This window comes from Caballeronia grimmiae (genome assembly GCF_022879615.1).
Classification (GTDB): Bacteria; Pseudomonadota; Gammaproteobacteria; order Burkholderiales; family Burkholderiaceae; genus Caballeronia; species Caballeronia grimmiae.
Window position 1 is genome coordinate 1469183 of record NZ_CP084271.1, and the last position, 23821, is coordinate 1493003.

At 63.7% G+C, this 23821-nt stretch carries 19 protein-coding genes and 1 tRNA gene; 9 read left to right on the forward strand and 11 right to left on the reverse strand.

From position 1 onward, the window contains the following. Positions 1-122 precede the first annotated feature (122 nt). The 3 genes from clpX to tig all read right to left on the reverse strand — a co-directional run bounded on the left by clpX (position 123) and on the right by tig (position 3703). The gene (clpX, locus tag LDZ21_RS06985; RefSeq protein WP_035967405.1) at positions 123-1394 is read right to left on the reverse strand and encodes an ATP-dependent Clp protease ATP-binding subunit ClpX; all 1272 of its coding nucleotides are present in this window, start codon (positions 1392-1394) and stop codon (positions 123-125) included. Between the two features lie 170 nt (positions 1395-1564). Then, complete coding sequence (clpP, locus tag LDZ21_RS06990) at positions 1565-2218, reverse strand: ATP-dependent Clp endopeptidase proteolytic subunit ClpP (protein WP_014191278.1); 654 nt, start codon at positions 2216-2218, stop codon at positions 1565-1567. 138 nt (positions 2219-2356) lie between these two features. After that, positions 2357-3703 (reverse strand): trigger factor, encoded by a 1347-nt coding sequence (gene tig, locus LDZ21_RS06995; RefSeq protein WP_244792314.1) that lies wholly within the window; start codon positions 3701-3703, stop codon positions 2357-2359. Between the two features lie 509 nt (positions 3704-4212). Between tig and LDZ21_RS07000 the strand changes: the two genes are divergently transcribed. Continuing rightward, a complete protein-coding gene (locus tag LDZ21_RS07000) occupies positions 4213-5367 on the forward strand; it encodes a glycerate kinase (RefSeq protein WP_244792316.1) in 1155 nt (384 codons plus the stop codon). Between the two features lie 21 nt (positions 5368-5388). Here LDZ21_RS07000 and LDZ21_RS07005 read toward each other — a convergent pair whose 3' ends face one another. From LDZ21_RS07005 to LDZ21_RS07015, 3 genes are all read right to left on the reverse strand, one after another. Continuing rightward, positions 5389-6831 (reverse strand): PepSY-associated TM helix domain-containing protein, encoded by a 1443-nt coding sequence (locus LDZ21_RS07005; protein WP_244792318.1) that lies wholly within the window; start codon positions 6829-6831, stop codon positions 5389-5391. A 41-nt stretch (positions 6832-6872) separates the two neighbouring features. After that, complete coding sequence (locus LDZ21_RS07010) at positions 6873-9245, reverse strand: TonB-dependent receptor (protein WP_244792320.1); 2373 nt, start codon at positions 9243-9245, stop codon at positions 6873-6875. Between the two features lie 90 nt (positions 9246-9335). Then, complete coding sequence (locus LDZ21_RS07015; RefSeq protein ID WP_244792322.1) at positions 9336-9797, reverse strand: DUF2946 family protein; 462 nt, start codon at positions 9795-9797, stop codon at positions 9336-9338. A 244-nt stretch (positions 9798-10041) separates the two neighbouring features. Here LDZ21_RS07015 and LDZ21_RS07020 point away from each other — a divergent pair. Then, positions 10042-10128 (forward strand) — tRNA-Leu (locus tag LDZ21_RS07020). A gap of 57 nt (positions 10129-10185) precedes the next feature. Here the strand turns inward: LDZ21_RS07020 and LDZ21_RS07025 are convergent. Further along, positions 10186-10572: a DUF5594 family protein gene (locus tag LDZ21_RS07025; RefSeq protein WP_244792324.1), complete on the reverse strand. Its 387-nt coding sequence runs from the start codon at positions 10570-10572 to the stop codon at positions 10186-10188. Positions 10573-10774: 202 nt separating this feature from the next. Here LDZ21_RS07025 and LDZ21_RS07030 point away from each other — a divergent pair, with 202 nt between their 5' ends. Further along, the gene (locus LDZ21_RS07030; RefSeq protein ID WP_244792326.1) at positions 10775-11611 is read left to right on the forward strand and encodes a squalene/phytoene synthase family protein; all 837 of its coding nucleotides are present in this window, start codon (positions 10775-10777) and stop codon (positions 11609-11611) included. 3 nt (positions 11612-11614) lie between these two features. Here LDZ21_RS07030 and LDZ21_RS07035 read toward each other — a convergent pair whose 3' ends face one another. Beyond that, positions 11615-12613, reverse strand: coding sequence for a DUF1501 domain-containing protein (locus LDZ21_RS07035; RefSeq protein WP_244792328.1), 999 nt, complete (start codon positions 12611-12613; stop codon positions 11615-11617). A gap of 21 nt (positions 12614-12634) precedes the next feature. Further along, on the reverse strand, positions 12635-13021 hold the full coding sequence (locus LDZ21_RS07040; protein WP_244794787.1) for a hypothetical protein: 387 nt from the start codon (positions 13019-13021) through the stop codon (positions 12635-12637). A gap of 240 nt (positions 13022-13261) precedes the next feature. Here LDZ21_RS07040 and ompR point away from each other — a divergent pair, with 240 nt between their 5' ends. The 4 genes from ompR (at position 13262) to LDZ21_RS07060 (ending at position 16792) form a co-directional block, all read left to right on the forward strand. After that, on the forward strand, positions 13262-13987 hold the full coding sequence (gene ompR / locus LDZ21_RS07045) for a two-component system response regulator GluR (protein ID WP_008349770.1): 726 nt from the start codon (positions 13262-13264) through the stop codon (positions 13985-13987). Positions 13988-14056: 69 nt separating this feature from the next. Continuing rightward, positions 14057-15427, forward strand: a complete 1371-nt coding sequence (locus tag LDZ21_RS07050; protein ID WP_035967422.1) for a two-component system sensor histidine kinase GluS — start codon at positions 14057-14059, stop codon at positions 15425-15427. A gap of 182 nt (positions 15428-15609) precedes the next feature. Next, complete coding sequence (locus LDZ21_RS07055) at positions 15610-16158, forward strand: peroxiredoxin (protein WP_035967424.1); 549 nt, start codon at positions 15610-15612, stop codon at positions 16156-16158. 109 nt (positions 16159-16267) lie between these two features. Further along, positions 16268-16792 carry a carboxymuconolactone decarboxylase family protein gene (locus LDZ21_RS07060; protein ID WP_244792330.1) on the forward strand — a complete coding sequence of 175 codons (525 nt, stop codon included), beginning with the start codon at positions 16268-16270 and terminating at the stop codon, positions 16790-16792. A 40-nt stretch (positions 16793-16832) separates the two neighbouring features. Here LDZ21_RS07060 and ispF read toward each other — a convergent pair whose 3' ends face one another. Both ispF and ispD read right to left on the reverse strand, forming a co-directional pair. Continuing rightward, positions 16833-17324 (reverse strand): 2-C-methyl-D-erythritol 2,4-cyclodiphosphate synthase, encoded by a 492-nt coding sequence (gene ispF, locus LDZ21_RS07065; protein WP_035967426.1) that lies wholly within the window; start codon positions 17322-17324, stop codon positions 16833-16835. A 46-nt stretch (positions 17325-17370) separates the two neighbouring features. After that, positions 17371-18030, reverse strand: coding sequence for a 2-C-methyl-D-erythritol 4-phosphate cytidylyltransferase (gene ispD / locus LDZ21_RS07070; protein ID WP_229753808.1), 660 nt, complete (start codon positions 18028-18030; stop codon positions 17371-17373). Positions 18031-18231: 201 nt separating this feature from the next. Between ispD and mfd the strand changes: the two genes are divergently transcribed. Both mfd and argE read left to right on the forward strand, forming a co-directional pair. Then, positions 18232-21711 (forward strand): transcription-repair coupling factor, encoded by a 3480-nt coding sequence (mfd, locus tag LDZ21_RS07075; RefSeq protein ID WP_244792332.1) that lies wholly within the window; start codon positions 18232-18234, stop codon positions 21709-21711. Between the two features lie 878 nt (positions 21712-22589). Then, positions 22590-23813, forward strand: coding sequence for an acetylornithine deacetylase (gene argE, locus LDZ21_RS07080; protein ID WP_244792334.1), 1224 nt, complete (start codon positions 22590-22592; stop codon positions 23811-23813). Positions 23814-23821: the final 8 nt, after the last annotated feature.

The following is a 23821-nucleotide window of genomic DNA, read 5'->3' on the forward strand; positions in this document are numbered from 1 at the left end:
TTATCGGAAGTGAAAAGTCGGTAGTCCAAGATCGTCAGCAAACGTCCACAAGATAAACCGAAAAAATAAACAAAGGCCGTTCACGTTGCCATGAACGGCCTTTCGCCGACACACAGCCCGAATTAATTCGACCCTGCTACTTTGGGTGCGTCTTCATAAATCAGCAGCGGCTTGCCGTCGCCGTCGATGGTGTTGTCATCGACGATAACCTTCGACACGCCCTTCATCGTCGGCAACTCGTACATCACATCGAGCAACGCCTGTTCCAGAATCGAACGCAGTCCGCGCGCGCCGGTCTTGCGGCGAATCGCCTTTTGCGCGATGGCCTGCAGCGCAGCCGGGCGAATCTCCAGTTCCACGCGCTCCATTGCGAAGAGCTTGTGATACTGCTTCACCAGCGCGTTCTTCGGCTCGATCAGAATCTTGACGAGCGCGGCTTCATCCAGCTTGCCGAGCGTCGCCACGACGGGCAGACGGCCAATCAGTTCCGGAATCAGGCCGAACTTGATCAGGTCTTCCGGCTCGACTTCGCGCAGCACTTCGCCGGCGTCGCGATCCTGCTTGCTCTTCACGCTCGCGCCGAAACCGATCCCGGTTTTCTCGGTGCGATCCGTGATGACCTTCTCCAGCCCGTCGAATGCGCCGCCGCAGATGAACAGGATGTTGGTCGTATCGACCTGGATGAAATCCTGGTTCGGATGCTTGCGCCCGCCTTGCGGCGGCACCGACGCCATCGTGCCTTCGACCAGCTTCAGAAGCGCCTGCTGCACGCCCTCGCCCGACACGTCGCGCGTGATGGACGGGTTGTCCGACTTGCGGCTGATCTTGTCGATTTCATCGATATAGACGATGCCGCGCTGCGCCTTGTCGACTTCGTAGTTGCAGTTCTGCAGCAGCTTCTGAATGATGTTCTCGACGTCCTCGCCGACATACCCCGCTTCGGTAAGCGTGGTGGCGTCCGCGATGACGAACGGCACGTTCAGCATGCGCGCGAGCGTCTGCGCGAGCAGCGTCTTGCCGGAGCCGGTCGGCCCGATCAGCAGGATGTTGCTCTTCGACAGCTCGATGTCGTCCTTCTTGTCGAGATGCTTGAGCCGCTTGTAATGGTTGTACACGGCCACCGCGAGAATCTTCTTCGCGCGTTCCTGGCCGATCACGTACTGATTGAGGATATCGCTGATTTCCTGCGGGCTCGGCAGGTCGGACCTGGTCAGCCCGGCCTCTTCCGCCGCGCCGGCCGCCTCGTCGCGAATGATCTCGTTGCACAGGTCGATACATTCATCGCAAATGAATACCGACGGGCCAGCGATGAGCTTCTTCACCTCATGCTGACTCTTTCCGCAAAACGAGCAATACAGCAGCTTTTCGCTGCTGGAACCTTTCTTGTCCGCCATAGATGTGTAAGCCTCCGGACACTCTTGTTACATGATACGCCCATCGATCCGGGCACGCAGATTACCCCGCGCGGCCCGGCCGAAGGGCGTTTTGGCGTTGCGCCGCATCCGTCGTCCGAGTTCGACCGGCCTTGATTGGCAGGCCCGATGCAGCGCCGCTCCGGACGCCTTCAGGGACGCTTGTGCAGCACCTGGTCGACGATGCCGTAGGCTTGCGCGTCGTCGCCGGACATGAAGTTGTCGCGATCCGTGTCGCGCGCAATGCGCTCGACCGGCTGACCCGTGTGATGCGACAGCAGCTGATTGAGACGTTCCTTCAGGTACAGAATTTCCCGCGCCTGAATTTCGATATCGGACGCCTGGCCGCGTGCGCCGCCGAGCGGCTGGTGAATCATCACGCGGGCATTGGGCAGCGCCACGCGCTTGCCCTTCGCACCCGACGCCAGCAGGAACGCGCCCATGCTCGCAGCAAGGCCCATGCACAGCGTGGAAACGTCCGGCTTCACGAACTGCATCGTGTCGTAGATGGCCATGCCGGCCGAGACCGAACCGCCCGGGCTGTTGATGTACAGGCTGATGTCCTTATCGGGATTCTCGCTCTCGAGAAACAGCAGCTGCGCGACGACGAGATTCGCCGACTGGTCGTTGACTTCGCCAACCAGGAAAACCACGCGCTCTTTGAGCAGGCGCGAGTAGATGTCATAGGCACGTTCGCCACGGCCGCTCGTCTCCACGACCATCGGAACGAGGCCGAGCGCCTGGGCTTCGAAGTCCCGCGGAGCATGGGACGCCAACGTGTCGAGCAATTCAGCGCGAAAGGTCATGCAATTTCCTTGTTCGGAATAGGGATACTGAACGACGAAGGGACAGCCATTCAAACGGCATGGGCACGCTCGAACTTTAATGCAAAAAAGGCGTGCGGGCCGCCATCGACGACACCGCACGCCCCTTGGCCGTTCGCGTCAGGCCTGCGCCGTTGCGCTGGCCAGTTCTTCGAAGCTGACTTCCTTGTCGGTCACCTTGGCCTTGCCGAGCACGAATTCGACGACGTTGCTTTCCACGACGTACGCTTCCATTTCGGCGAGGCGCTGCTGGTTCGAATAATACCAGCGGACGACTTCCTTCGGGTCTTCGTAGCTTTTCGCGAACTCGTCGACTTCAGCGCGGATCTGCTCCGGCTTTGCCTGCAAATCGTTGGCTTTCACCAGTTCGGCGAGAACCAGGCCCAGCTTCACGCGGCGCTCTGCCTGCTCGGCGAACATTTCGGCCGGAATCGGCGCATCCGCTGCGTTCGGCACGCCGCGTTGTTGCAGGTCCTGACGCGCCATTTCGACCAGACGCTGCTGATCCTGCTCGACGAGCGCCTTCGGCACGTCCAGCTCGGAAATCTTGAGCAGCGCGTCCATGACCTGGTTCTTCACGATCTGCTGCGTGCGGCGCTTGGCTTCACGCTCCAGGTTGTCCTTGATTTCGGCGCGCATCTTCGTGAGATCGCCGTCTTCGATGCCGAGCGACTTCGCGAAGTCCGCGTCGACTTCCGGCAGATGCGGCCATTCGATCTTCTTCACGGTGATCGTAAACTGTGCCGTCTTGCCGGCGACGTCCTTGCCGTGATAGTCGTCCGGGAACTTGAGGTCGAATTCGCGCGATTCGCCGACCTTCAGGCCCGTCGCAGCTTGTTCGAACTCCGGCAGCATGCGGCCTTCGCCGAGCACGAACGCGAAGTCCTGTGCGCTGCCGCCTTCGAATTCGACGCCATCGAGCTTGCCGACGAAGTCTAGCGTAATGCGGTCGCCGTCCTTGGCTGCCGTGTCCGTGCCGCCGTCGCCGTGCTCGCCGCCTTCGCCGCGTGCGTGGAAATGAACGCGCTGCTTGCGCAGGATTTCGAGCGTGCGGTCGACTTCCGCTTCGGAGATGGTCGTCACGGTGCGCTCGATTTCAGCGGTCGCGACGTCGCCCAGCTTGACTTCCGGATAGACCTCGAAGGTCGCGTCGAATGCGTAGGCATCCTCAGCCGCTTCGCCCTTGGGCGCAAAGCTCGGCTGGCCCGCGACGCGCAGGTTCTCGGCGCGCGTGACATCGAAGAACTCCTTGCCGACCTTGTCGCTCAGCACTTCGGCCTCGACCTGGCCGGCGTACTGCTGCGTGACCATCTTGAGCGGCACCTTGCCCGGGCGGAAACCCGGCATGCGCACGTTCTTGGCCAGCTGGCGGATGCGCGACTCCACTTCCTTCTGAATCGAGTCTTTCGGCAGGGAAATGGTCAGGCGGCGTTCGAGCTTGCCGAGGTTTTCAACTACGTTAGCCATGGCTTCAATCGTCCTAGAGTAATTCGATGTTCGGTGTTCGGTTCTTCCGCGGTTCTAAAGGCGCGGGTCCGTGGAGGGCCGCCGGCGCTCTTCTCTTCAACGGCCGACGTTCGCGGAGCGCGAGAAAACGCGCCATTCAGAAAACGCCCGGACCGTCGCCGAGCGAGTCAGCCAACAGAGCCAGCCATTCTAGCAAACAAATCAAACTGCCTTTGCCTGCGGGAACGGCCATGCTGAGTTTCAGGCGCTTTCGGCCGTTTTAACGCCGACTTTTCGCGTAAATCCGCGTTTTCGCGGCAAGCCGGGCCGAAGCACAATGCCCGCTATGAGGCCGCGGCTATTTTGCTGCGCGCAGCGCGCTGATAAGCTTTGCCGCGCAATCCGCTCGCGAAGGCGGCATGCATTGCCGCGGCGAATCACAGGCATGCCAGAACAGCATAAATGGGGCGTGCCCGCAGCATTTCAATCGACTCTTCAGCGACCTTTTACTATCAGAACATCGAGACACCATGCCTAACGTCACGCCATCCGCGCCCGCTCCCGTCGTCGTCATCGCTCCGGATTCGTTCAAGGGATCGCTCTCCGCCGAAGGCGTCGCGAACGCCATCGCGGAAGGTATCAGGCGGGCGCGGCCGGACGCGGAAATCCGCATTCGTCCGATGGCCGACGGCGGCGAAGGCACGCTCGACGCGATGCTCGCCGCCGGCGGCGAGCGGCGTCTCCTGAACGTGCGCGGCGCGGCGTCCGCCCGGCGCGATGCGGCGACAGGTCTGCTTGCCGATGGCAGCGCGATCATCGAAACGGCGGAAGTGGTCGGCATCACGGACCCCGACGGCATGGCCGTGCCGGTCACGGAGCGCAGCACGCTCGGCATGGGCGAGGCGATCCGCGCCCTGCTCGACTCGGGCGCGCGCCGCTTCTTCGTCGCGCTAGGCGGCAGCAGCACCAACGATGGCGGCGCGGGCCTGCTCGTCGGCCTCGGGCTGAAGCTCTTCGATGCGGACGGTCAGGAATTGCCGCCGACGCCGTCGTCGCTCGCGAACATCGCGCGTGTCGATGCAACGGGGCTTGATCCGCGTGTGAAAGAAGCGGAGTTCGTCGGCATGTCCGATGTCGATAACCCGCTCACCGGCGAGCATGGCGCGACCGCCGTGTTCGGCCCGCAGAAAGGCGTGACGCCCGAGCAGATCGCGGCGATCGACGCCGCCCTCGCCCATTTCGCGGATCGGCTCGAACCGGCGATGGGCGTGGTCAAGCGCAACGAACCGGGCGCGGGCGCGGCCGGCGGGCTCGGTTTTGCGCTGCACATGCTCGGCGCGCGCTTCGAGACCGGCGCGGAAGTCGTGGCGCGCGAGATCGGCCTGGACGATGCCCTCGCCGGCGCGAACTGGCTCATCACCGGCGAAGGCCGCTCGGACGTGCAGACGCTGCACGGGAAGGCGCCTTTCATCGCCTGCAAGCATGCGCGGGCCGCGGGTGTGACGGCATCGCTGCTGTCGGGCGCCGTCGATTCGGCGGCGCTGCCGCGTCTGTCGGAGTTTTTCAGCGGATGCTTCTCGCCCGCGCCGGGTCCGATCACCCTCGATGTCGCGATCCGCGACGCCGCCCGCTTGCTGGCGAACGAAGCGGAGCAGCTCACACGCTTGCGATTCGGCTCAGTCTGAGCATCGCGGGAGCGCGGCGCGTCAGGCTCGCGCCTGCGCCCCGGATCGACGTCCGAACGCCAGTCGATCCAGACACCACACGGCAAGCATCGTCGCCCCCATCAGCGGAAACACGACGCCCACGAGCGCCAGCCCGCCGCGCCATGCGCGCATCGGCGGGCGCCTGGCCGGACGCGACGGCGCGCCGAGCGTGCGCGACGGACGGCGCTTGAGCCACATCACGAAGCCGGTCACCGAAAGCGCCGCCAGTCCGAGCGAAATCGCGGAACAGATGATCTGATTGGCCATCCCGAAGTAGCGTCCCATGTGCAGCGACGTGCCGTACGAGATGACTTGCGCGATCGCTCCGTAGCTCTGATAGGAAATATCGGACAGCACGCGGCCGGTGTACTGATCGATGTGCAACGTGCGCTCCGCTTGCGGATCGGCGGGAAAGTACGACACCGTGTACACGCCGGTCGGGGATGACGGCAACGCGATGCCGTAGTCATCGGCGATACCGTGCTTCGCCGCCAGCGCGACTACATCGTCGAGCGGCACACGCGACGCAGCCGCATGGCTTACGCTGTCCGGCACCGCAGTCGCGCCCACGGCCCACGGCGTCTGGTGCAGCGGCAGATCGTCCATCTTCATCGCCATGCCGTGCATCGCGTGTTCGCCGCCTCCGGGCGACGCCTTGCCGGGCGCGGTCGAATGCACGTGCGCCTCGCCCCACGCGCCTTTCGGATAGCCGAGCGATGCCGATGTCGCCAGCGCCTTGAACTGCTTGCCCCACGAGTTGGACCACGGCAGGCCGCTCAACACGAAGAACAGCGCGCCGATGGCGAGCCACACGCCGCCCACCGCGTGCAGGTCGCGCCACCACGCGCGCCCTTTGAGCGACAAGCGCGGCAGCCACACGCCGGCCGCACGGCGGCTCGCCCTGCCCCACGGCCACCACAGCGCGACGCCCGTGCCGATCATCACGAGCGTCCAGCAGCCGGCCAGTTCCATGAGCAGTTCGCCGGTCTTGCCGAGCATCAGCCCGCGATGCAGGTTGCGAATCTGCTTCATCAACCGGTGCTCGACGCTCAGCGTTCCGAGCACCGCGCCGTCATACGGATTGACGTAGACGCTCTCGCTCTCGCCCGACGGCAGCCGGAACACGAACTCGGCGCTGCGCGTGGGATCGGTCTCGATCTGTGCGAGCGTCGCCACTGCATCGCGCGGCTCGGCGGCGATCGCCTTTGCGAGCAGCGCATCCTGCGAAAGACGCGGAGCGTGGGTATCGGCGACGATCGTCCGGTCGCGATACAACATCGGCTCGATTTGCGGCTGGAAGCAATACAGCGTGCCGGTGATCGCCAGCACGATCAGCAGCGGCATCACGAAGAGTCCCGCATAAAAGTGCCAGCGCCAGAGCGTGCGGCGCTCGGCGATGACGTCGCCATCCGGTTCGGCGAGTGTGGATTGAGGTGCGTGCATGACGTTTCCTGTCGAATTTTTGAGTTGAGAACAAACTGGCTTCAGATGCCGATGCGCCCTTCCACGTAGAACGTGCGGCCCGGATAGGGATGAAAGACGTAGTAGCGTCGATCGAACAGGTTGTCGACGCCCACGCCCAGTTGCGTCGTCTTCGTCGGCTTGTAGGTCAACTTCGCATCGACGACGGCATACGTGCTCGTGCCGCCATAGGTGTTCGGATTGACGTCGGTGTTGGTGAGCGTGTTGTACTGGCGGCCCGAGTAGCGCAGCGCGAGCGTGCCCGCCATCTTCGCGGTCGCGCGATACGTCGCCACCGCGTTCAAACGCCACAACGGAATGCGATAGAAGTACTTGCCGACCGACGCCGGGTTAGTGCTGTTCTCGATGATCTTCGACTGCGTGTACGCCACGTTCGCGGCGAGATCGAGGCCGCGCAGCAACACGTCCTGCCCTTCGTAGCTCGCTTCGGCTCCGCGCGACCGCACCTTGCCGATGTTCTGGAAGTTCGTGACGTTCGGAATGACGGTCGTGTTCGTCTGGCTCAGGATCGTGTTTTTTACGTCGTCCTGAAAGAGCGTGAAGCGGTAGAGGCCGTAGCCCTGCGTCCATTCGGCGGTGAGTTCCTTGGAAAGATCGTTCTCCGGCTGAAGGTTCGGATTGCTGTTGATGATCGACACGCCGTTGATTTGCCCCTGGAACAACTCGCCGACGGTCGGAAACCGATACGCGCGCCCGATGGATGCCCGCAGCGTCAGATCGTTGGTCGCGTCGAATGACAGCGATGCTTTCGGCGACCAGTGGCTCTGGCTGACATCGCCATAAGCGAGCGACGTGGCGCCGAGCGCGCGAGAGCCGTCGTAGGCATTCCAGTTCTCGTAACGCACGCCATAGGTGAACGCCCAGCGCGGCAGGAACCGCCACGCGTCCTGTGCGTACAGGGCTTGCGTGCGCGTGCGGCCGGCGAACGCATTGGCGAAGGACACGCCCCCGCCATCGCGCCACGCGCTCGTGTTCGACGTCACGTTGTCGAGAAAATAGTCGTCGTAGTGATAGCCGAACGATACGGCGTGCGCGGCCAGTCCCGAGCTCGCCGACGGTGTCCAGCTCGTGCGCAGGTCGAGCGACTTCCATCCCGAGCCGGAGCCATCCGTGAGCGTGCCGGGGCCGTCGCCGGGCACGCCGGAATTCGCCGTGCGCGCGATGCTCTGCGTGATGTCGAAGTACGAAGCGACGGCTTCCGCGTTCCAGCCCGTATCGTCGTGCGTGCGCAGCGACAAGCCGTAGAGGAAGTTTTCGCTCGACCCCATGCTCGGCGCGAACGTGGCGACGGGCAGGTTGTATTCGAAGCCGTCGATGTTCACGCGGCCGCTATAGACCGGATTGCCGGCGGCATCGCGCAGGAAGGTCGTCGTGTCGCTGTTGTACTTCTGATGCCAGTAGCCGAGCGTGAAGCCGGCCTGCAGCGTGTTCGTCAGGTCGTAGGCGAGCTTTACGCGCAACTGGTCCTGAAACGTTCGCTCGATGCCTTCGGCCGTCGTGCCGACAACCGCTGTGCGCGCGTTGAACTGGTCGTTGTAGAAGCGCGCGCCGGTGACGGGCGTATCGGCGGCGGTGGCGGGCGTGCGCGATTGAGCGAAAGTGGCGAACTGGAGCGGCTGGCCGGTGTTCTCCAGGTGATCGAAGCCGATCAGGAACGAGAACCTGCCGATGCGGTCGCCCACTTTGCCCGTTGTGTTCGTGCCGTTGAAGCTGCGGTTGATGCCGAACAGATCGAAGTGTTGCGTGAACGCCTGCACCTTCGCGTCGGCTTCGAACTGCGTCGGCATGCGGGTGGTGATGGCGACGGTCGCGCCGATCGAGTTGCCGGGATAAAGCGCCGAGTACGGCCCGTAGATAACGTCGGTGCGGGCGATGTCGTCGGCGAAAACCATCGACCAGCGCGGCGCGAACGACCACGTATTGCCGAGGAAGTTGCTGAGCAGCAAGCCGTCCGCGTACACGAGGCCGCGCGCCGTTTGCGCGTTGCTCGTGCCGCGCACGGAGATGGTCGCGTTCGGATCGCCGATGAAACGCTTGCGCACGGCCATGTTCGGCGCGTACTTCAGCACGTCTTCGGGCGTCGTGACGTTCCAGTACTGGAACTGGTCGGCGGTCACCGTGTTGACGCTGGCGGGCAGGTTCGGATCGAGCGGAGAGCGTACTGCCGACGATGACTGCGCCGTCACGACGACGGGCGCAAGCGTGGTTTCGGGTTCGGCTTCGGGCGAATTGGCGGCGGTGGGCGCGGCCGTGGCGGCGGCGGGCGTGGCGGACCAGGCCGCATGCGCCAGGAGCGACAACGGCAGAGCCGCGCGCGATGGCGTGACGGCGCGACGGCGCGAATGCCGGCGCGCTCGCGTGAGGAGCGTGAACATCGTGGATTCCTGAATGAGCTGGCGAGCGACCGCGTCGCCCGCGCGCTCATGCGCCGGACGAACGACTACGCGATCCGACGGGAGACGGCTTCAGGAGAGGACAGGAGGCGCGCGCGGTGAAGCGGCGTTGAAAGACTTCGTCGTGACGATGCGGATCGGCACGACTGGCGCGACGCGCGCGACGCGCTCCATCGATGCGACGGCATGCGAAGCCGCAAGAACCACCGGCAAATGATGCGCGAGCAGTCCGCAATACGAGCAGGCATCGAGGTGGCCCGCGTGTTCGCCAGCGCCCGCGTGAGACGCGTGGGCTGCGGGTTCGTCGGCGTCTGCGTCGTCGTCGGCATCCGCGTCTGCGTGGTGGTGAGCGTGCTCGTCGGCGGTCGAGAAGACGCTGGGGAGCGTATCGACGGTGCAGAACGCGGCGGCTTCGGTATCGAGCGCGGCATTGCGAGCGGCGATGCTCTGGCTGATGACCGGCGCGACAATAGCCAGCCACATGGCGGCGATGCCGAGCCATGCGACGAAGCGATTGCGCGCGTTGCGGGTCATGAGCGGGAAGAATGCGAAAGGCGAGGAATGACGTGATTCTAGGCAGAGGGCTGCCGGGCCGCAATCGCCAGGCGCGCATGGCGGATATCGACTGCCATTCGTCCTTCGCGTACGGACCATGCGCCGCGCAGCCGATGCCCGCGTGCGATGCAATTTGGCAGACATCGCCTGACGAATGCGTTAGAATGCGCGGCTTGGCACAGTGGACCGGTGCCGAACACGGTGGTTGTACAGCCCCCGTGCTGCGAGGATGGCGAAATTGGTAGACGCACCAGGTTTAGGTCCTGACGCCAGCAATGGTGTGGGGGTTCGAGTCCCCCTCCTCGCACCATACGAACCCCTTTGATCGCCGAAGGGGTTTTTTCATTTCCGGTCCCGGCGTCGCGCGCTACAGCACGATATCGCCTACCGCGACCATCAACACTTCGCCTTTCGCCTGCGATCGCCCCGCGAAGTCGACGCCCGTCTGCCCGATTCGCTTCCTGATTTCCTCCGCGACCCGCTCGCTGGCCTGCGCGGCGGCAATCGGCCTGTCGACATGTGAAAGAAACCGACGCACGCTCGACTGCTCCCAGTGTACGAACACGTTCAGCGGATACGACAGCTTCGCGTCGGCACGGCGCGCAGCCGTGATGTGCAGCCCGAGCGTTGGCGATACGCTCATCTGCCGCGGACACACGCGAAAGTCGAAGCCGAAGTCCTTCGCCACGCTTCTCACCAGGAACGGCACGCACTTGTCGCCGAACTGCTTGTTCTCCGTCTTGCTCAGGGGCATCGCCGTCTCCGATGGGTTCGCGCTTCTCGCGTGTTTTGCGCAGTGTTGCGCGGGCGATGATCGCCGTCAGTGGGCCGGCGCACATCGACTCGGCGCAATCGCCCAGCCAGTGTGGTCTGGATCGCTCAGGCTGCGCTGCATCTCCCGGGCGGATAAAATGGCCGCCGCTTCGCATCCATCGCACACCCCACAAGTCCCCTTCGTGAACTTCAACGACTACTGCCAGAAAAAAGCCGCCCCCGAAGGCTCCAGTGCGTACTACGCGCTGCGCCGCGCGCCCGTCGCGCGCCAGCCGCTCGTGACCGCGCTGTACGCGCTCTATCGGGAACTGGAAGAGACGGTGAAGGAAACCAGCGACCCTACCATCGGCCGCACCAAGCACGCCTGGTGGCAAGCCGAACTCGGCAAGCTCGACGCCGGCGAGCCGACGCATCCGGTCACCAAAGCGCTGCAGGCGCACTGCCCGCCCGGCAGCGCGCTCGATCGGGCGGTGCGCGCATCGCTGCCGATGCTCGTCGATGGCTTCGGCATGGACCTCGATCAGGCGCGCTACCTCGACTGGCCCGGGCTGCGGCGTTATCTGGATCAGACCGGCGGCGCGTTCGGCACGGCCGTCGCGAGCGCCACGGCGCGCGATCCCGAGCAGGCCGCCTCATGGGCCGCGCCGCTCGGCGCCGCACTATTGCTCGCCGAGCGCGTGCAGGATATCGGTGACGACGCGCGCAACGGGCGCATCTACGTGCCCATCGACGAGTTGCAGCGTTTCAACGTGACGGCGGCGGACATCATCAATCGCAAGTACAGCGACGCGTTTTCCGACCTGATGCGCTTCCAGACCGAACGCGCCCGCCGTTCACTGCACGAGGCGCTCGCCGCGATACCGCCTGCCGAGCGCTCGTCGCAGCGCGTGTTGCGCGCGCAGGCCGCGCTTGCGCTGGCTCGCTTCGATGAGATCGAACGGGAAGGCTTTCAGGTGCTGCATCAGCGCATCTCCCTCACGCCGATCCGCAAACTGTGGATTACCTGGCGTACGCGATAGCCGCTACGCGCGCACAAAAGGCAGCGGTTCGAACGACTGCCCGATGACTGGCGCCGACGCGATGCTCCAGCACGCGTCGAGCGCCGTCGCGCAAAACCGTCGAAAGTCGACGGACGCCTGCACGCCGCCGTCCGCGTCGAGCTGATCGAGGTTCGGCGCGTCGCCGAACAGCCCGCCGCGAACCGCGCCGCCCAGCACGAAGTGCGGCGCGGCTGCGCCGTGCTCGGTGCCACGAGCCTCGTTTTCGTGCGCCGATCGTCCGAACTCCGAACGAGTCATCACGAGCGTGCGGCGCCAGTCACCGCTCGCGGTCAATGCCTGACGCAGCGAGGCGACGCCATCGGCGAACTGCGCGAGCAGCGATGCATGGCGCGCCGCCTGATGCTCGTGCGTATCGAAGCCGTTCAGCGCGAGGCGAATCACAGTGACGCCGTGCTGCGCACGGCTGCCGCGAACCACACGCACAGCGGCCTCGCAGGATGCGGCAAACGAACGCATATCGAAAGGCAAGTTCATCTGCGGCATGTTGACGCCAGCCGGAAACGGCCCGGCCTCCGCGGTGCCGAACGTATGCATTTGCGATGCAACCGACCGCGCGAGCCAGCCTTCCCGAAGATAATCCCCCGCGTCCGACGCCGTGTTCCATATCTGCTGCGAGCGGTAATGCGAGCGGCTCGGCTGCGCATAGCCGACGCCCTGCACGATCGCCCATTCGCCGGCATTCCACGCGGGCATCAACGGACGCAGCGACGGATGGAGCCCGGTGCGCTCGTCGATACGTAACGCCTTGTCGCGCGGAATGTGCAGTGTCGGCCGGAGCGCGCGATAACGCTCGTCCGCGATGGGAATGACCGTGTTGAGGCCGTCGTTGCCGCCGTTGAAATCGACGAAAATCAGCGCCTTGACTGGACCGTCCGGACGCGCTGTCGTCAGCGCGGCTGCCGCCGGCATCGGCCCTGCCGCCAGCGCGCCCGCGATCGACAGGAATTCACGTCGGTTCATCGCGTTCGCCCTGGGTCAGGTTCAGCGTTTATAAAGATCGCGCACGGCCTCTTCGATGTGCTGGCGCAAGAGCCGGCGCTCGTCGGCGGTCATGACGGTGTGCCGCGGCGGACGCGCGGGCGGAGTGTCGTCGACCTGCTGCACGGGTTGCAGCACGGCCGACTTGCTGTCGCGGTCGCGCTTGCCCGAACCTTTGCCGCTGCGCTGCTGCGCGCGGACGATTTTGCCGTCCGAGCGGCTATCCTGTGTAAGAACGGTGCGGTTGAACGCGCCCGTGGAACCGGTGGAAGTCGAAGGTTGCGCATAGGCATGCGGCGCGCTCAGCGCGGCATAGAGCGCACTTGCGAGTAGCGTCTTACTGGAAATGCGCCTGCTGCGCACAGGTCCGCGCTGCCGCGCTCCCTTCATGTTGTTCCCTTCGTTGCTCGACAACCGGACAGCCTCATTCTTTTCACACTTTCGCACAGGCGCGACACGCCGCGCGACGCATAGGTGTAATGGAGTATCTACCGAATGGCGGGCCAAGGTAAAGCAGTGTACGCACGGATGATAAGAGGCGTGCCACGGGCTCCGTAAATTTTGTAACTAACTGTTACACTCGCTTTTGTTACAAACTCGGCGTTTGAACAAACGCGCTAAGATGCCTCCATGGAAACCAAGAACCCTTCAAAAATCCTCGTAGTCGATGACGATCCTCGCCTGCGTGATCTTCTGCGGCGCTATCTCGGCGAACAGGGCTTCAACGTGTACGTCGCCGAAAACGCGCCGTCGATGAACAAGCTGTGGGTGCGCGAGCGCTTCGACTTGCTGGTGCTCGACCTGATGCTGCCCGGCGAAGACGGCCTTTCCATCTGCCGTCGTCTGCGCGGCAGCAACGATCGCACGCCGATCATCATGCTCACCGCGAAGGGTGAAGACGTGGATCGCATCGTCGGCCTCGAAATGGGCGCCGACGACTATCTGCCGAAGCCGTTCAATCCGCGCGAGCTCGTTGCGCGCATCCATGCGGTGCTGCGTCGCCAGACGCCGTCCGAACTGCCGGGCGCGCCGTCGGAAACGACGGAAGTGTTCGAGTTCGGCGAATTCGCGCTGAATCTCGCCACGCGCACGCTCACGAAGAACGGCCAGGAAATTCCGCTGACCACCGGCGAATTTTCGGTGCTGAAGGTGTTCGCGCGTCATCCGCGCCAGCCGCTTTCGCGTGAAAAGCTGATGGAGCTTGCACGCGGCCGGGAATACGAAGTGTTCGACCGCAGCCTCGATGTGCAGATCTCGCGTCTGCGCAAGCTGATCGAGCCGGATCCGAGCAGCCCGCGCTTCATCCAGACGGTGTGGGGTCTCGGTTACGTCTTCATTCCCGACGGCGCGGCTTGAGCCTGCACACGCTCTTCAAGCGAGTTCGATACGCTTCATCTTCTTCACCGGGCGGAACCCGATAGACCCATGCGCATCGACAGGCGGCTACTGGCGCTTGCGTTCGGCGGCCTGTTCTGGCGAACCTTCGCGCTGATCGCGCTGCTCATCGCGGTCAGCCTCACTGCATGGTTCCAGAGCTTTCGCGTAATCGAGCGGGAGCCGCGCGCGCAGCGCGTGGCGCTTCAGCTCGTCGCCGTCGTCAAACTCACGCGCACTGCCCTTCTCTATTCCGATCCCGACCTGCGCCGCGCGCTGCTTCAGGACCTCGAAAGCAATGAGGGCGTGCGGGTGTATCCGCGCGAGACGACCGACAAATATCGCCTGCAACCCGACGAATCGCTCAACCGGCTGATCGAGCGCGACGTGCGCGGGCGGCTCGGCAACGACACGATCATCGCGCAGTCGGTGAACGATATTCCCGGCGTGTGGATCAGCTTCAAGATCGACGACGACGACTACTGGGTCGCGCTCGACCGCGACCAGCTCGACACCGTCACGGGCCTTCAATGGGCCGGCTGGGGCGTGTTCGCGCTCGCGCTGTCGCTGTTCGGCGCGGCGTTCATCACGAGTCTCGTGAACCGTCCGTTCGCACGTCTCGCGCTCGCGGCGCGCAAAGTCGGCTCGGGACAGTCGCCGGAACCGCTGCCCGACCGCGGCATGGGCGTCGCCGCCGAGACCAATCGCAGCTTCAATCAGATGGTGCAGAACCTCGAGCAGTTGGAGGCCGATCGCGCGCTGATGCTCGCGGGCATCTCGCACGACCTGCGCACGCCGCTCGCGCGTCTGCGGCTCGAAACCGAAATGAGCCCGTCCGACGAAGCGACGAAGCTCGCGATGATCGACGACATCGAGCAGATGGACATGATCATCGGGCGCTTCCTCGACTATGCCCGGCCGATGCAGCGTATGCCCGAGGCCGTCGATCTGTCGATGATCGCGAGCGAGCTGGCCGTGCGCTTTCAGGCCGACGATGGCGTCGTGATGCGCACGGACCTCGCGCCCGGCGCGATCATCGAGGGCGATCCGACCGACGCGCGCCGTGTCGTCGGCAATCTGCTGGAGAACGCGCGTAAATACGGCCGCAGCGAGCGCGACGATATTGCGCGAATCACGCTGCAAACGCGCGTCGCGCATGGCCGGGTCGAACTGTCGGTGATGGACGAAGGACGCGGTATCCCCGACGACCAGATCGGGCTGATCACGCGGCCGTTCTATCGCGTCGACACGGCGCGCACGCAGGCGAACGGCACGGGCCTCGGCATGGCGATCGTCCAGCGGCTCGTCACGCGTCAGCGCGGCACGCTGAGACTGCGCAATCGCACGCCGCTACCCGGCTTCGAAGTGACCATCGACTTCCCGCAAATGAAGGGCGCACGGTTCGACGGTCCGCGTGACTGAGCGGCGCCCATTTGAAAAACCTATCCGCTTCATTAGGCATAAACTTTTGAAGCCGCGAATTCGCGGGGTTATCATGTTTCGGTTCGACGCACGGTGAACGCCCAGGACGGTGTCATGCGCGCGTTACGGCTTTCCGGTAGTTTGGCTTGAGTTGTCCATTCAACGAACACAGGAGCGTTTGCATGAAGACCGTTGGCGATAAAGTCGAAGCATTCACCGTCACCGCTGCAAAGCCGGGTTTCAATCACCACGAAGAAAACGGACAGTCGGCGTTCGAGGAAATTACCGAGCAGTCCTTCCCGGGCAAGTGGAAGATCATCTACTTCTATCCGAAGGACTTCACTTTCGTCTGCCCGACCGAAATCGTCGAATTCGGCAAGCTCGCGAACGATTTCGAAGACCGTGACGCGGTTCTTATGGGCGGCAGCGTCGACAACGAGTTCGTGAAGCTGGCATGGCGTCGCGAGCACAAGGACCTCAACAAGCTGAACCACTATTCGTTCGGCGACGTGAAGGGCGAACTCATCGATCAGCTCGGCGTGCGTGACAAGGAAGCGGGCGTGGCGCTGCGCGCGACGTTCATCGTCGATCCGGACAACGTCATTCAACACGTGTCCGTGAACAATCTGAACGTGGGGCGCAATCCCGAAGAAGTGCTGCGCATTCTCGACGGCCTGCAGACCGACGAGCTCTGCCCGTGCAACCGCGCGGTCGGCGGCGCGACGCTCTAAGCGCGCGAAACATCGAGCCTCATGCATGAAGCCCGCCCTCTTTCGAGCCCACGCTCGGAAGCCGGCGGGTTTTTTGTCGCCATCGCTTGCCACCGAATAGGAGAAGTCAGTGGAATTCCTTTCCTCGATCAAGGAACTGGTCCCCGATTACGCGAAGGACATTCGCCTGAACATCGACGGCACGATCGCGCGTTCGTCGCTGCAAGGCAATGACGCGGTCGGCGTTGCGCTCGCCGCCGCGTATGCCGCCAAAGCGACGAAACTCGTGGGGATCATCCGCAACGCGGGCGTGCTGTCGCCGGAAGAAACGAATGCCGCGCTAACCGCCGCCGCGCTGATGGGCATGAACAACGTCTGGTATCCGTATCTGGAGATGGCCGACAACGCCGAACTCAAGACCCAGCCCGCCGGATTGCGGATGAACGCGTATGCGTCGCATGGCGGCGTCGACAAGCGGCGCTTCGAGATGTACGCGCTCGCGGCGTCGATCATCGGCAAGTGCCACTTCTGCGTAAAGTCGCACTACGAAAATCTCGTGACCGAAGGCATGACGTTGACGCAACTGCGCGACGTAGGCCGCATCGCCGCGGTGATCGGCGCAGTCGCGCTGACGATCGCGGCCGAGGGAAAGTAAGCCGTCCAGCGCCGCGCTTCACGAGCGCGGCGTGTGCCGCTCAATGGTCGATCGACGTACGGCGCAGCAGCACGGCGGCTTGCGCCTCGATGCCTTCCTTGCGGCCGAGATAACCGAGCTTTTCGTTGGTTTTCGCCTTCACGTTCACGCGATCGATGGACAGGTCGAGATCCGCCGCGATATTCGCGCGCATCGCCTCGATATGCGGCGCCAGCTTCGGCGCCTGAGCGATGACCGTGCTGTCCACGTTGGCGATCGCGAAGCCCGCTTCCGACACGCGCTTCGCAGCTTCGCGCAGCAGCACGCGGCTGTCCGCGCCGGCGAACTCGGTCGCCGTGTCCGGAAAATGCCGGCCGATATCGCCGAGCGCGGCTGCGCCGAACAGCGCATCGGTGATGGCATGCAAGAGCACGTCGGCGTCGGAGTGGCCGAGCAGGCCGAGTTCATACGGAACCTTCACGCCGCCGATGATGAGCTCGCGTCCTTCGACGAGCTGATGCACGTCGTATCCTTGTCCGATTCTGAAATCCATCGATGCAACCTTGCTGTAATGAGTGAGTGACCGGTCGTTGCGGCCATTACACCGGCGCGGAAAGGATCGCGCTGGCGAGACCGAAGTCTTCCGGATAAGTGACCTTGAAGTTGCGCAGGCTGCCCTGCACCAGCTTCGGCGAGTGACCGAGCCATTCGATTGCGCTGGCTTCGTCGGTGAGATCGTGGCCGTCGTGACGCGCACGCTCGATCGCTTCGCGCAGCATGCCGACGCGGAACATCTGCGGCGTCTGCGCCTGCCACAGGCCATCGCGCGATTCGGTGCGGGCGATGCGCGGGCCGCCCGACGGCGCATCGGGCATGTTCGGTGCGACGCGCTTGAGCGTATCTGCGACCGGCAGCGCGAGAATGCCGCCGACAGGATCGTCGCGCAGTTCCGTGACGAGCTTGCGAATCAGTTCCGGCGTGATGCCGGGACGCGCGGCGTCGTGCACGAGCACCCAGTCGTCGTCGCGCGCGCCGAATTCGCGCAGCGCGACGAGTCCGTTGTACACCGACGCCTGCCGCGACGCCCCGCCGCGGCGCTGCACGACGAAACGCAGCCCGGCGAAGCGGCGCGCGTCGAAATGATGATCGTCCGGTGCGAGCACGACGAGTGTCTGCGAGAATTCGGGACACGCGTCGAATGCGGCAAGCGTGTAGCCGAGCATCGGCCGGCCCGCGACCGTCTGGTATTGCTTCGGCATCGGCGCGCCGGATCGGCTGCCGGTTCCGGCGCAGGGAATCAGCGCGAACAGACGCGCAGTGGTAGACGGGGCGGCGGGCGAAGTCACGAGAGAATCATGTGGCCAAGTCAAAGTGAAGCCCGGATTTTATAATAGGTCTTTCGCGACCACGTCCGGCGCGCGGCTTTTGACGCTGCGCGCGGACGGTTCAATGCACACCTTATGTCCTCGAAAGCCGTCAACGCGCAGTCCCAGTCTCCCATCGCGCTCGTCAAGGCAGGCCAGCGTTTCGTGTTCGACGGCGCTTCCGGCTCCTCGGATGCGCTCGCCATCGCCCGTTATCGCGCCGCTCATCTCGAAGCCGTGCCGCTTTTGACGGTGCTCTGCGCGAGCGCGGTCGATGCCCAGCGCCTCGCCGCCGAACTGCCCTACTTCGCGCCGGATGCCCGCGTGCGCCTGTTGCCCGACTGGGAAACGCTGCCCTACGACACGTTCTCGCCGCACCAGGATCTGGTCTCCGAGCGCCTCGCCACGCTGCACGATCTCGGCGAAGGACGCTGCGACATCCTCATCGTTCCCGCGACGACCGCGCTGTACCGCATGCCGCCGGCCTCGTTTCTCGCGGCCTATACGTTCTCGTTCACGCAGGGCGAGCGCCTCGACGAAGCGAAGCTGAAGGCGCAACTGACGCTCGCGGGCTACGAGCACGTGAGCCAGGTCGTGCGTCCCGGCGAATATTGCGTGCGCGGCTCGCTGATCGACCTTTATCCGATGGGCTCGCCGCTGCCGTATCGCATCGACTTGTTCGACGATCAGGTTGATTCCATCCGCGCTTTCGATCCCGACACGCAGCGCAGCCTGTATCCGGTGAAGGACGTGCGCCTGTTGCCGGGCCGCGAATTTCCGTTCGACGAAGCGGCGCGCACCGCGTTTCGCAGCCGCTGGCGCGAAGTCTTCGAGGGCGATCCGAGCCGCTCGCAGATTTACAAGGACATCGGCAATGGCGTGCCGTCGGCCGGCATCGAATATTATCTGCCGCTCTTTTTCGACGAGACCGCGACGCTCTTCCACTATCTCCCGGAAGGCTCGCAGCTTGCATTCATCGGCGATCTCGATGCTGCGATCAAGCGCTTCACGCACGACACGAAGCAGCGCTACAACTTCCTTTCGCACGACCGCGAACGGCCGCTCCTCGAACCGCGCCGTCTTTTCCTGACCGACGACGACTTCTTCACGTTTGCGAAGCCATTCGCGCAACTGAAGTTCCCGGCGACGCCCGAAGGCGGCTGGGCCGTGCCTTTGCCGGGTCTCGCGATCGATCGTCACGCCGACGAGCCGCTGCTCGCGCTGCGCCATTATCTCGATCAGACCGAGAATCGCGTGATGCTGGTCGCGGAATCGGCGGGCCGCCGCGAGACGATCCAGCAACTGCTCGCGGATAACGGCTTGCGCGGCGAGTCGCACGATACGTTTCAGGAGTGGCTCGCGTCCGACGCCAAGTTCACGCTCGGCATCGCGCCGCTGGCCAATGGCTTTGCGCTGCCGGCGGAAAAGCTCGCCATCGTTACGGAGACCGAACTATACGGCCCGCTTGCGCGCCGCGCGGGGCGCCGTCGTCAGGAACAGGCGAGCAACGTCGAATCGATGGTGCGCGACCTCGCCGAACTCAAGGTCGGCGATCCGGTCGTGCATGCCCAGCATGGCATCGGCCGGTACATGGGACTCGTGTCGATGGATCTCGGCGAAGGCGAGACTGAGTTTCTACATCTCGAGTACCAGAACGAATCGAAGCTGTATGTGCCGGTCGCGCAACTGCATGTGATTTCGCGCTACAGCGGCGCCGATCCGGATAGCGCGCCGCTGCATCAGCTAGGTTCGGGTCAGTGGGACAAAGCCAAGCGCAAGGCTGCGCAGCAGATTCGCGACACGGCCGCCGAACTGCTCAACCTGTATGCGCGCCGGGCGTCGCGCCAAGGCTTTGCGTTCAAGCTCGAACCGCGCGACTACACGAAGTTCGCGGAGAGCTTCGGCTTCGAGGAGACGCCCGACCAGGCGGCGGCGATCGCATCCGTGATTGCCGACATGACGAGCGGCAAGCCGATGGATCGCCTCGTCTGCGGCGATGTGGGCTTCGGCAAGACGGAGGTTGCGTTGCGCGCGGCGTTCATCGCGGTGATGGGCGGCAAGCAGGTAGCGATACTTTCGCCCACGACGCTGCTTGCCGAACAGCACACGCAGACGTTCACGGACCGCTTCTCCGACTGGCCGGTGCGTATCGCGGAGCTATCGCGTTTCCGGAGCAGCAAGGAAGTGTCGACGGCGGTGCAGCAGATCAACGAAGGAACCGTCGATATCGTCATCGGCACGCACAAGCTCTTGTCGAGCGATGTGAAGTTCAAGCGGCTGGGGCTCGTGATCATCGACGAGGAGCATCGCTTTGGCGTACGTCAGAAGGAGGCGCTCAAGGCGTTGCGCGCCGAAGTCGATGTACTGACGCTCACCGCCACGCCGATTCCCCGCACGCTCGGCATGGCGCTCGAGGGCCTGCGCGATTTCTCCGTGATCGCGACTGCGCCGCAAAAGCGCCTTGCGATCAAGACTTTCGTGCGGCGCGAGGACGATGGCGTGATTCGCGAGGCGATGCTGCGCGAACTGAAGCGCGGCGGACAGGTGTACTTCCTGCACAACGAAGTCGAGACGATCGAGAACCGGCGCGCGATGCTCGAAGCGCTGGTGCCCGAGGCACGTATTGCGGTGGCGCATGGACAGATGCACGAGCGCGAACTCGAGCGCGTGATGCGCGATTTCGTCGGGCAGCGCGCGAACGTGCTGTTGTGCACGACGATCATCGAGACGGGCATCGACGTGCCGAGTGCGAACACGATTCTCATGCATCGCGCGGACAAGTTCGGTCTTGCGCAGTTGCATCAGTTGCGCGGGCGCGTTGGACGATCGCATCACCAGGCGTATGCGTATTTGCTGGTGCATGATCCGCAATCGCTGACGAAGCAGGCGCAGCGTCGTCTGGAGGCGATCCAGCAGATGGAGGAACTCGGCTCGGGCTTCTATCTGGCGATGCACGACCTCGAGATTCGCGGCACGGGCGAAGTGCTGGGCGACAAGCAATCGGGCGAGATTCACGAGATTGGCTTCCAGCTTTATACGGACATGCTCAACGATGCGGTGCGCGCGCTGAAGGATGGCCGCGAGCCTGATCTCAATGCGCCGCTGGCTGCGACGACGGAGATCAATCTTCACGCGCCGGCGATTCTTCCTGCTGATTACTGTGGCGATGTGCAGGAGCGCTTGTCGTTGTACAAGCGGCTGGCGAATTGCGAATCGAGCGATGCGATCGATGGCATTCTCGAAGAGCTCGTGGACCGCTTCGGCAAGCTGCCGGCGCAGGCGCATGCGCTGGTGGAGACGCATCGGTTGCGGCTTGCGGCGAAGCCGCTTGGCATATCGAAGATCGATGCGGCGGAGCTTTCTATTTCGATGCAGTTCGTGCCGAATCCGCCGATCGATGCGATGCGGATCATCGAGATGGTGCAGAAGCATAAGCACATCAAGCTCGCTGGGCAGGACAAGTTGCGGATCGAATCTCGCAGTCCGGATCTTGCTGTGAGGATTTCTACGGTTAAGGAGACGCTGCGCGCGTTGGGGGCGCCGGTTCGGCAGGCTGCGGTTGTCGCTACGCGGTGAGGTTTTTCGGTCTTCGGTTTTTCGTGTCGGTCTGTTAGTGCGCCCCTCCGCGGGGCGGGGGTCACTTTCTGTGCTGTGGACCAGAGTTGGCGCTTTAGCGCCTTACTCGGGTCCCATGCAAGGAAAGTAACCAAAGAAGGCAGCTTTTTTCTGAACCGCCCAATGCACTAACTTGCGTGCCCACTCCGTAGAACGTTGGTGGCACTCGAATTAATTAGCAGACTTGAATATCTTCCACGCGCGCTGAGCGCCACGTCCTCCGAGCCCCTTGGCTCGTTTGAACCAGCAGGACGCTGGGCATCAGGCGGAACCCACCCGCTACGCGGACATTCATCGTCAATAAAGACTCTTGCGCCATCAGGCACTCGCTGGCGCAAAGCGAATCTGCTTCTTGCTCACGGGTGCCTGCCGCTTTCTTGTGACCGTTGGCCTTGCGGTGGCTTCTGGCTTGTGGCTTGTGATTTTAGGTTTGTACTTTTTGGGTTTGGAATTGCGTTCTAGGCGTCTTTTAATGTGTGGCGTGTTGCGTACGTTGGTGTTGACGAGCCAAGGGGCTCGGAGGACGTGGTGCTCAGCGGGCGCGGAAGGTGATTCAAGGCTGTCTACAAGCTGAGTGCCACCGATGTTCTACGAAGTGGCCACGCAGGTCAGTGCATTGGGCGGTTCAGAAAAAAGCTGCTTTCTTTGGTTACTTTCTTTGCAGCAGCAAAGAAAGTGACCCCCGCCCCGGGGAGGGGCGCACTAATAGACCGACACGAATACAAGTTCACAGATAAGAAGAACCGCCACGCAAAAAAACGCCCACGCCCAAAGCCCCCTATACAGGCCAGCACCAAAACTTTGCGCTATGATCAACCCCTACCCGCAGGAGTAAAAAAATGTCACAGATCGCTGCCTCGGCGCATCTCGAAGCCTCCGATTCGCAAGACCTGAAATCCCTGCCGTGGACAAAACGGCTGATCTCCTTCGACACGGTGAGCCGCAATCCCAACCTCGGCCTGATCGAAACCGTGCGCGACGAACTGCGAGCCGCGGGCATCGAATCGACGATCACGACCGATCCGCGCGGCAAGTGGGCCAACCTCTTCGCGACCGTGCCGGCGCATGACGGCGAGACGAACGGCGGCATCGTGCTCTCAGGTCATACGGATGTCGTGCCCGTCGACGGACAGGACTGGGCGAGCGATCCCTTCAAGCCCGAAGTGCGCGACGGCCTGCTCTACGGACGCGGCTCGTGCGACATGAAAGGCTTCATCGGCGCGTCCCTCGCCATGCTCCCGACGATGCAGGCAACCAGACTCGCCAAGCCCATCCACTTCGCACTCTCCTTCGACGAAGAAATCGGCTGCGCCGGCGCCCCGCTGATGATCGCGGACCTGCAAAAGCGTGGCGTGCGGCCCGACGGCTGCATCGTCGGAGAACCCACGTCGATGCGCCCCATCATCGCGCACAAAGGCATCAACGCATTCCGATGCTGCGTGCGCGGCGCGGCAGCGCATTCGTCGCTGACGCCGAAAGGCCTGAACGCAATCGAATACGCCGCGCGGCTGATCTGCTTCATTCGCGATGTGGCCGACGAATTCCGCGCCCAAGGCCCGTTCGACGAACTCTACGACGTGCCCTTCACCACCGCGCAAACGAGCACGATCAAGGGCGGCAACGCGATCAACACCGTGCCCGCCGAATGCAGTTTCGACTTCGAATTCCGCAACTTGCCGACGATGGACCCCGAGCGCATCTTCGCCCGCATCGAATCGTATGCACGCGAGACACTCGTGCCGACGATGCTCAAGGAGAACGGCAACGCGGCCATCGAATTCTCGAAGATCGCATCCGCGCCCGGACTCGACGCGACCGAGCAGGCCGCCATCACCCAACTCGTGCGCGCGCTCACCGAGAATCAGGAGAAGCGCAAGGTCGCCTATGGCACCGAAGCGGGACTCTTCGCGCTCGCCGGCGTGCCGAGCATCGTGTGCGGGCCGGGCAACATCGAACAGGCTCACAAGGCGAACGAGTACGTCTCGCTCGAGCAGCTTGCCGCGTGCGAAGCGTTCCTCGGCAAGTTCATTCACAGCATGTCGGTGGAAGCGCAGGCGCGCTGAATCTTCGG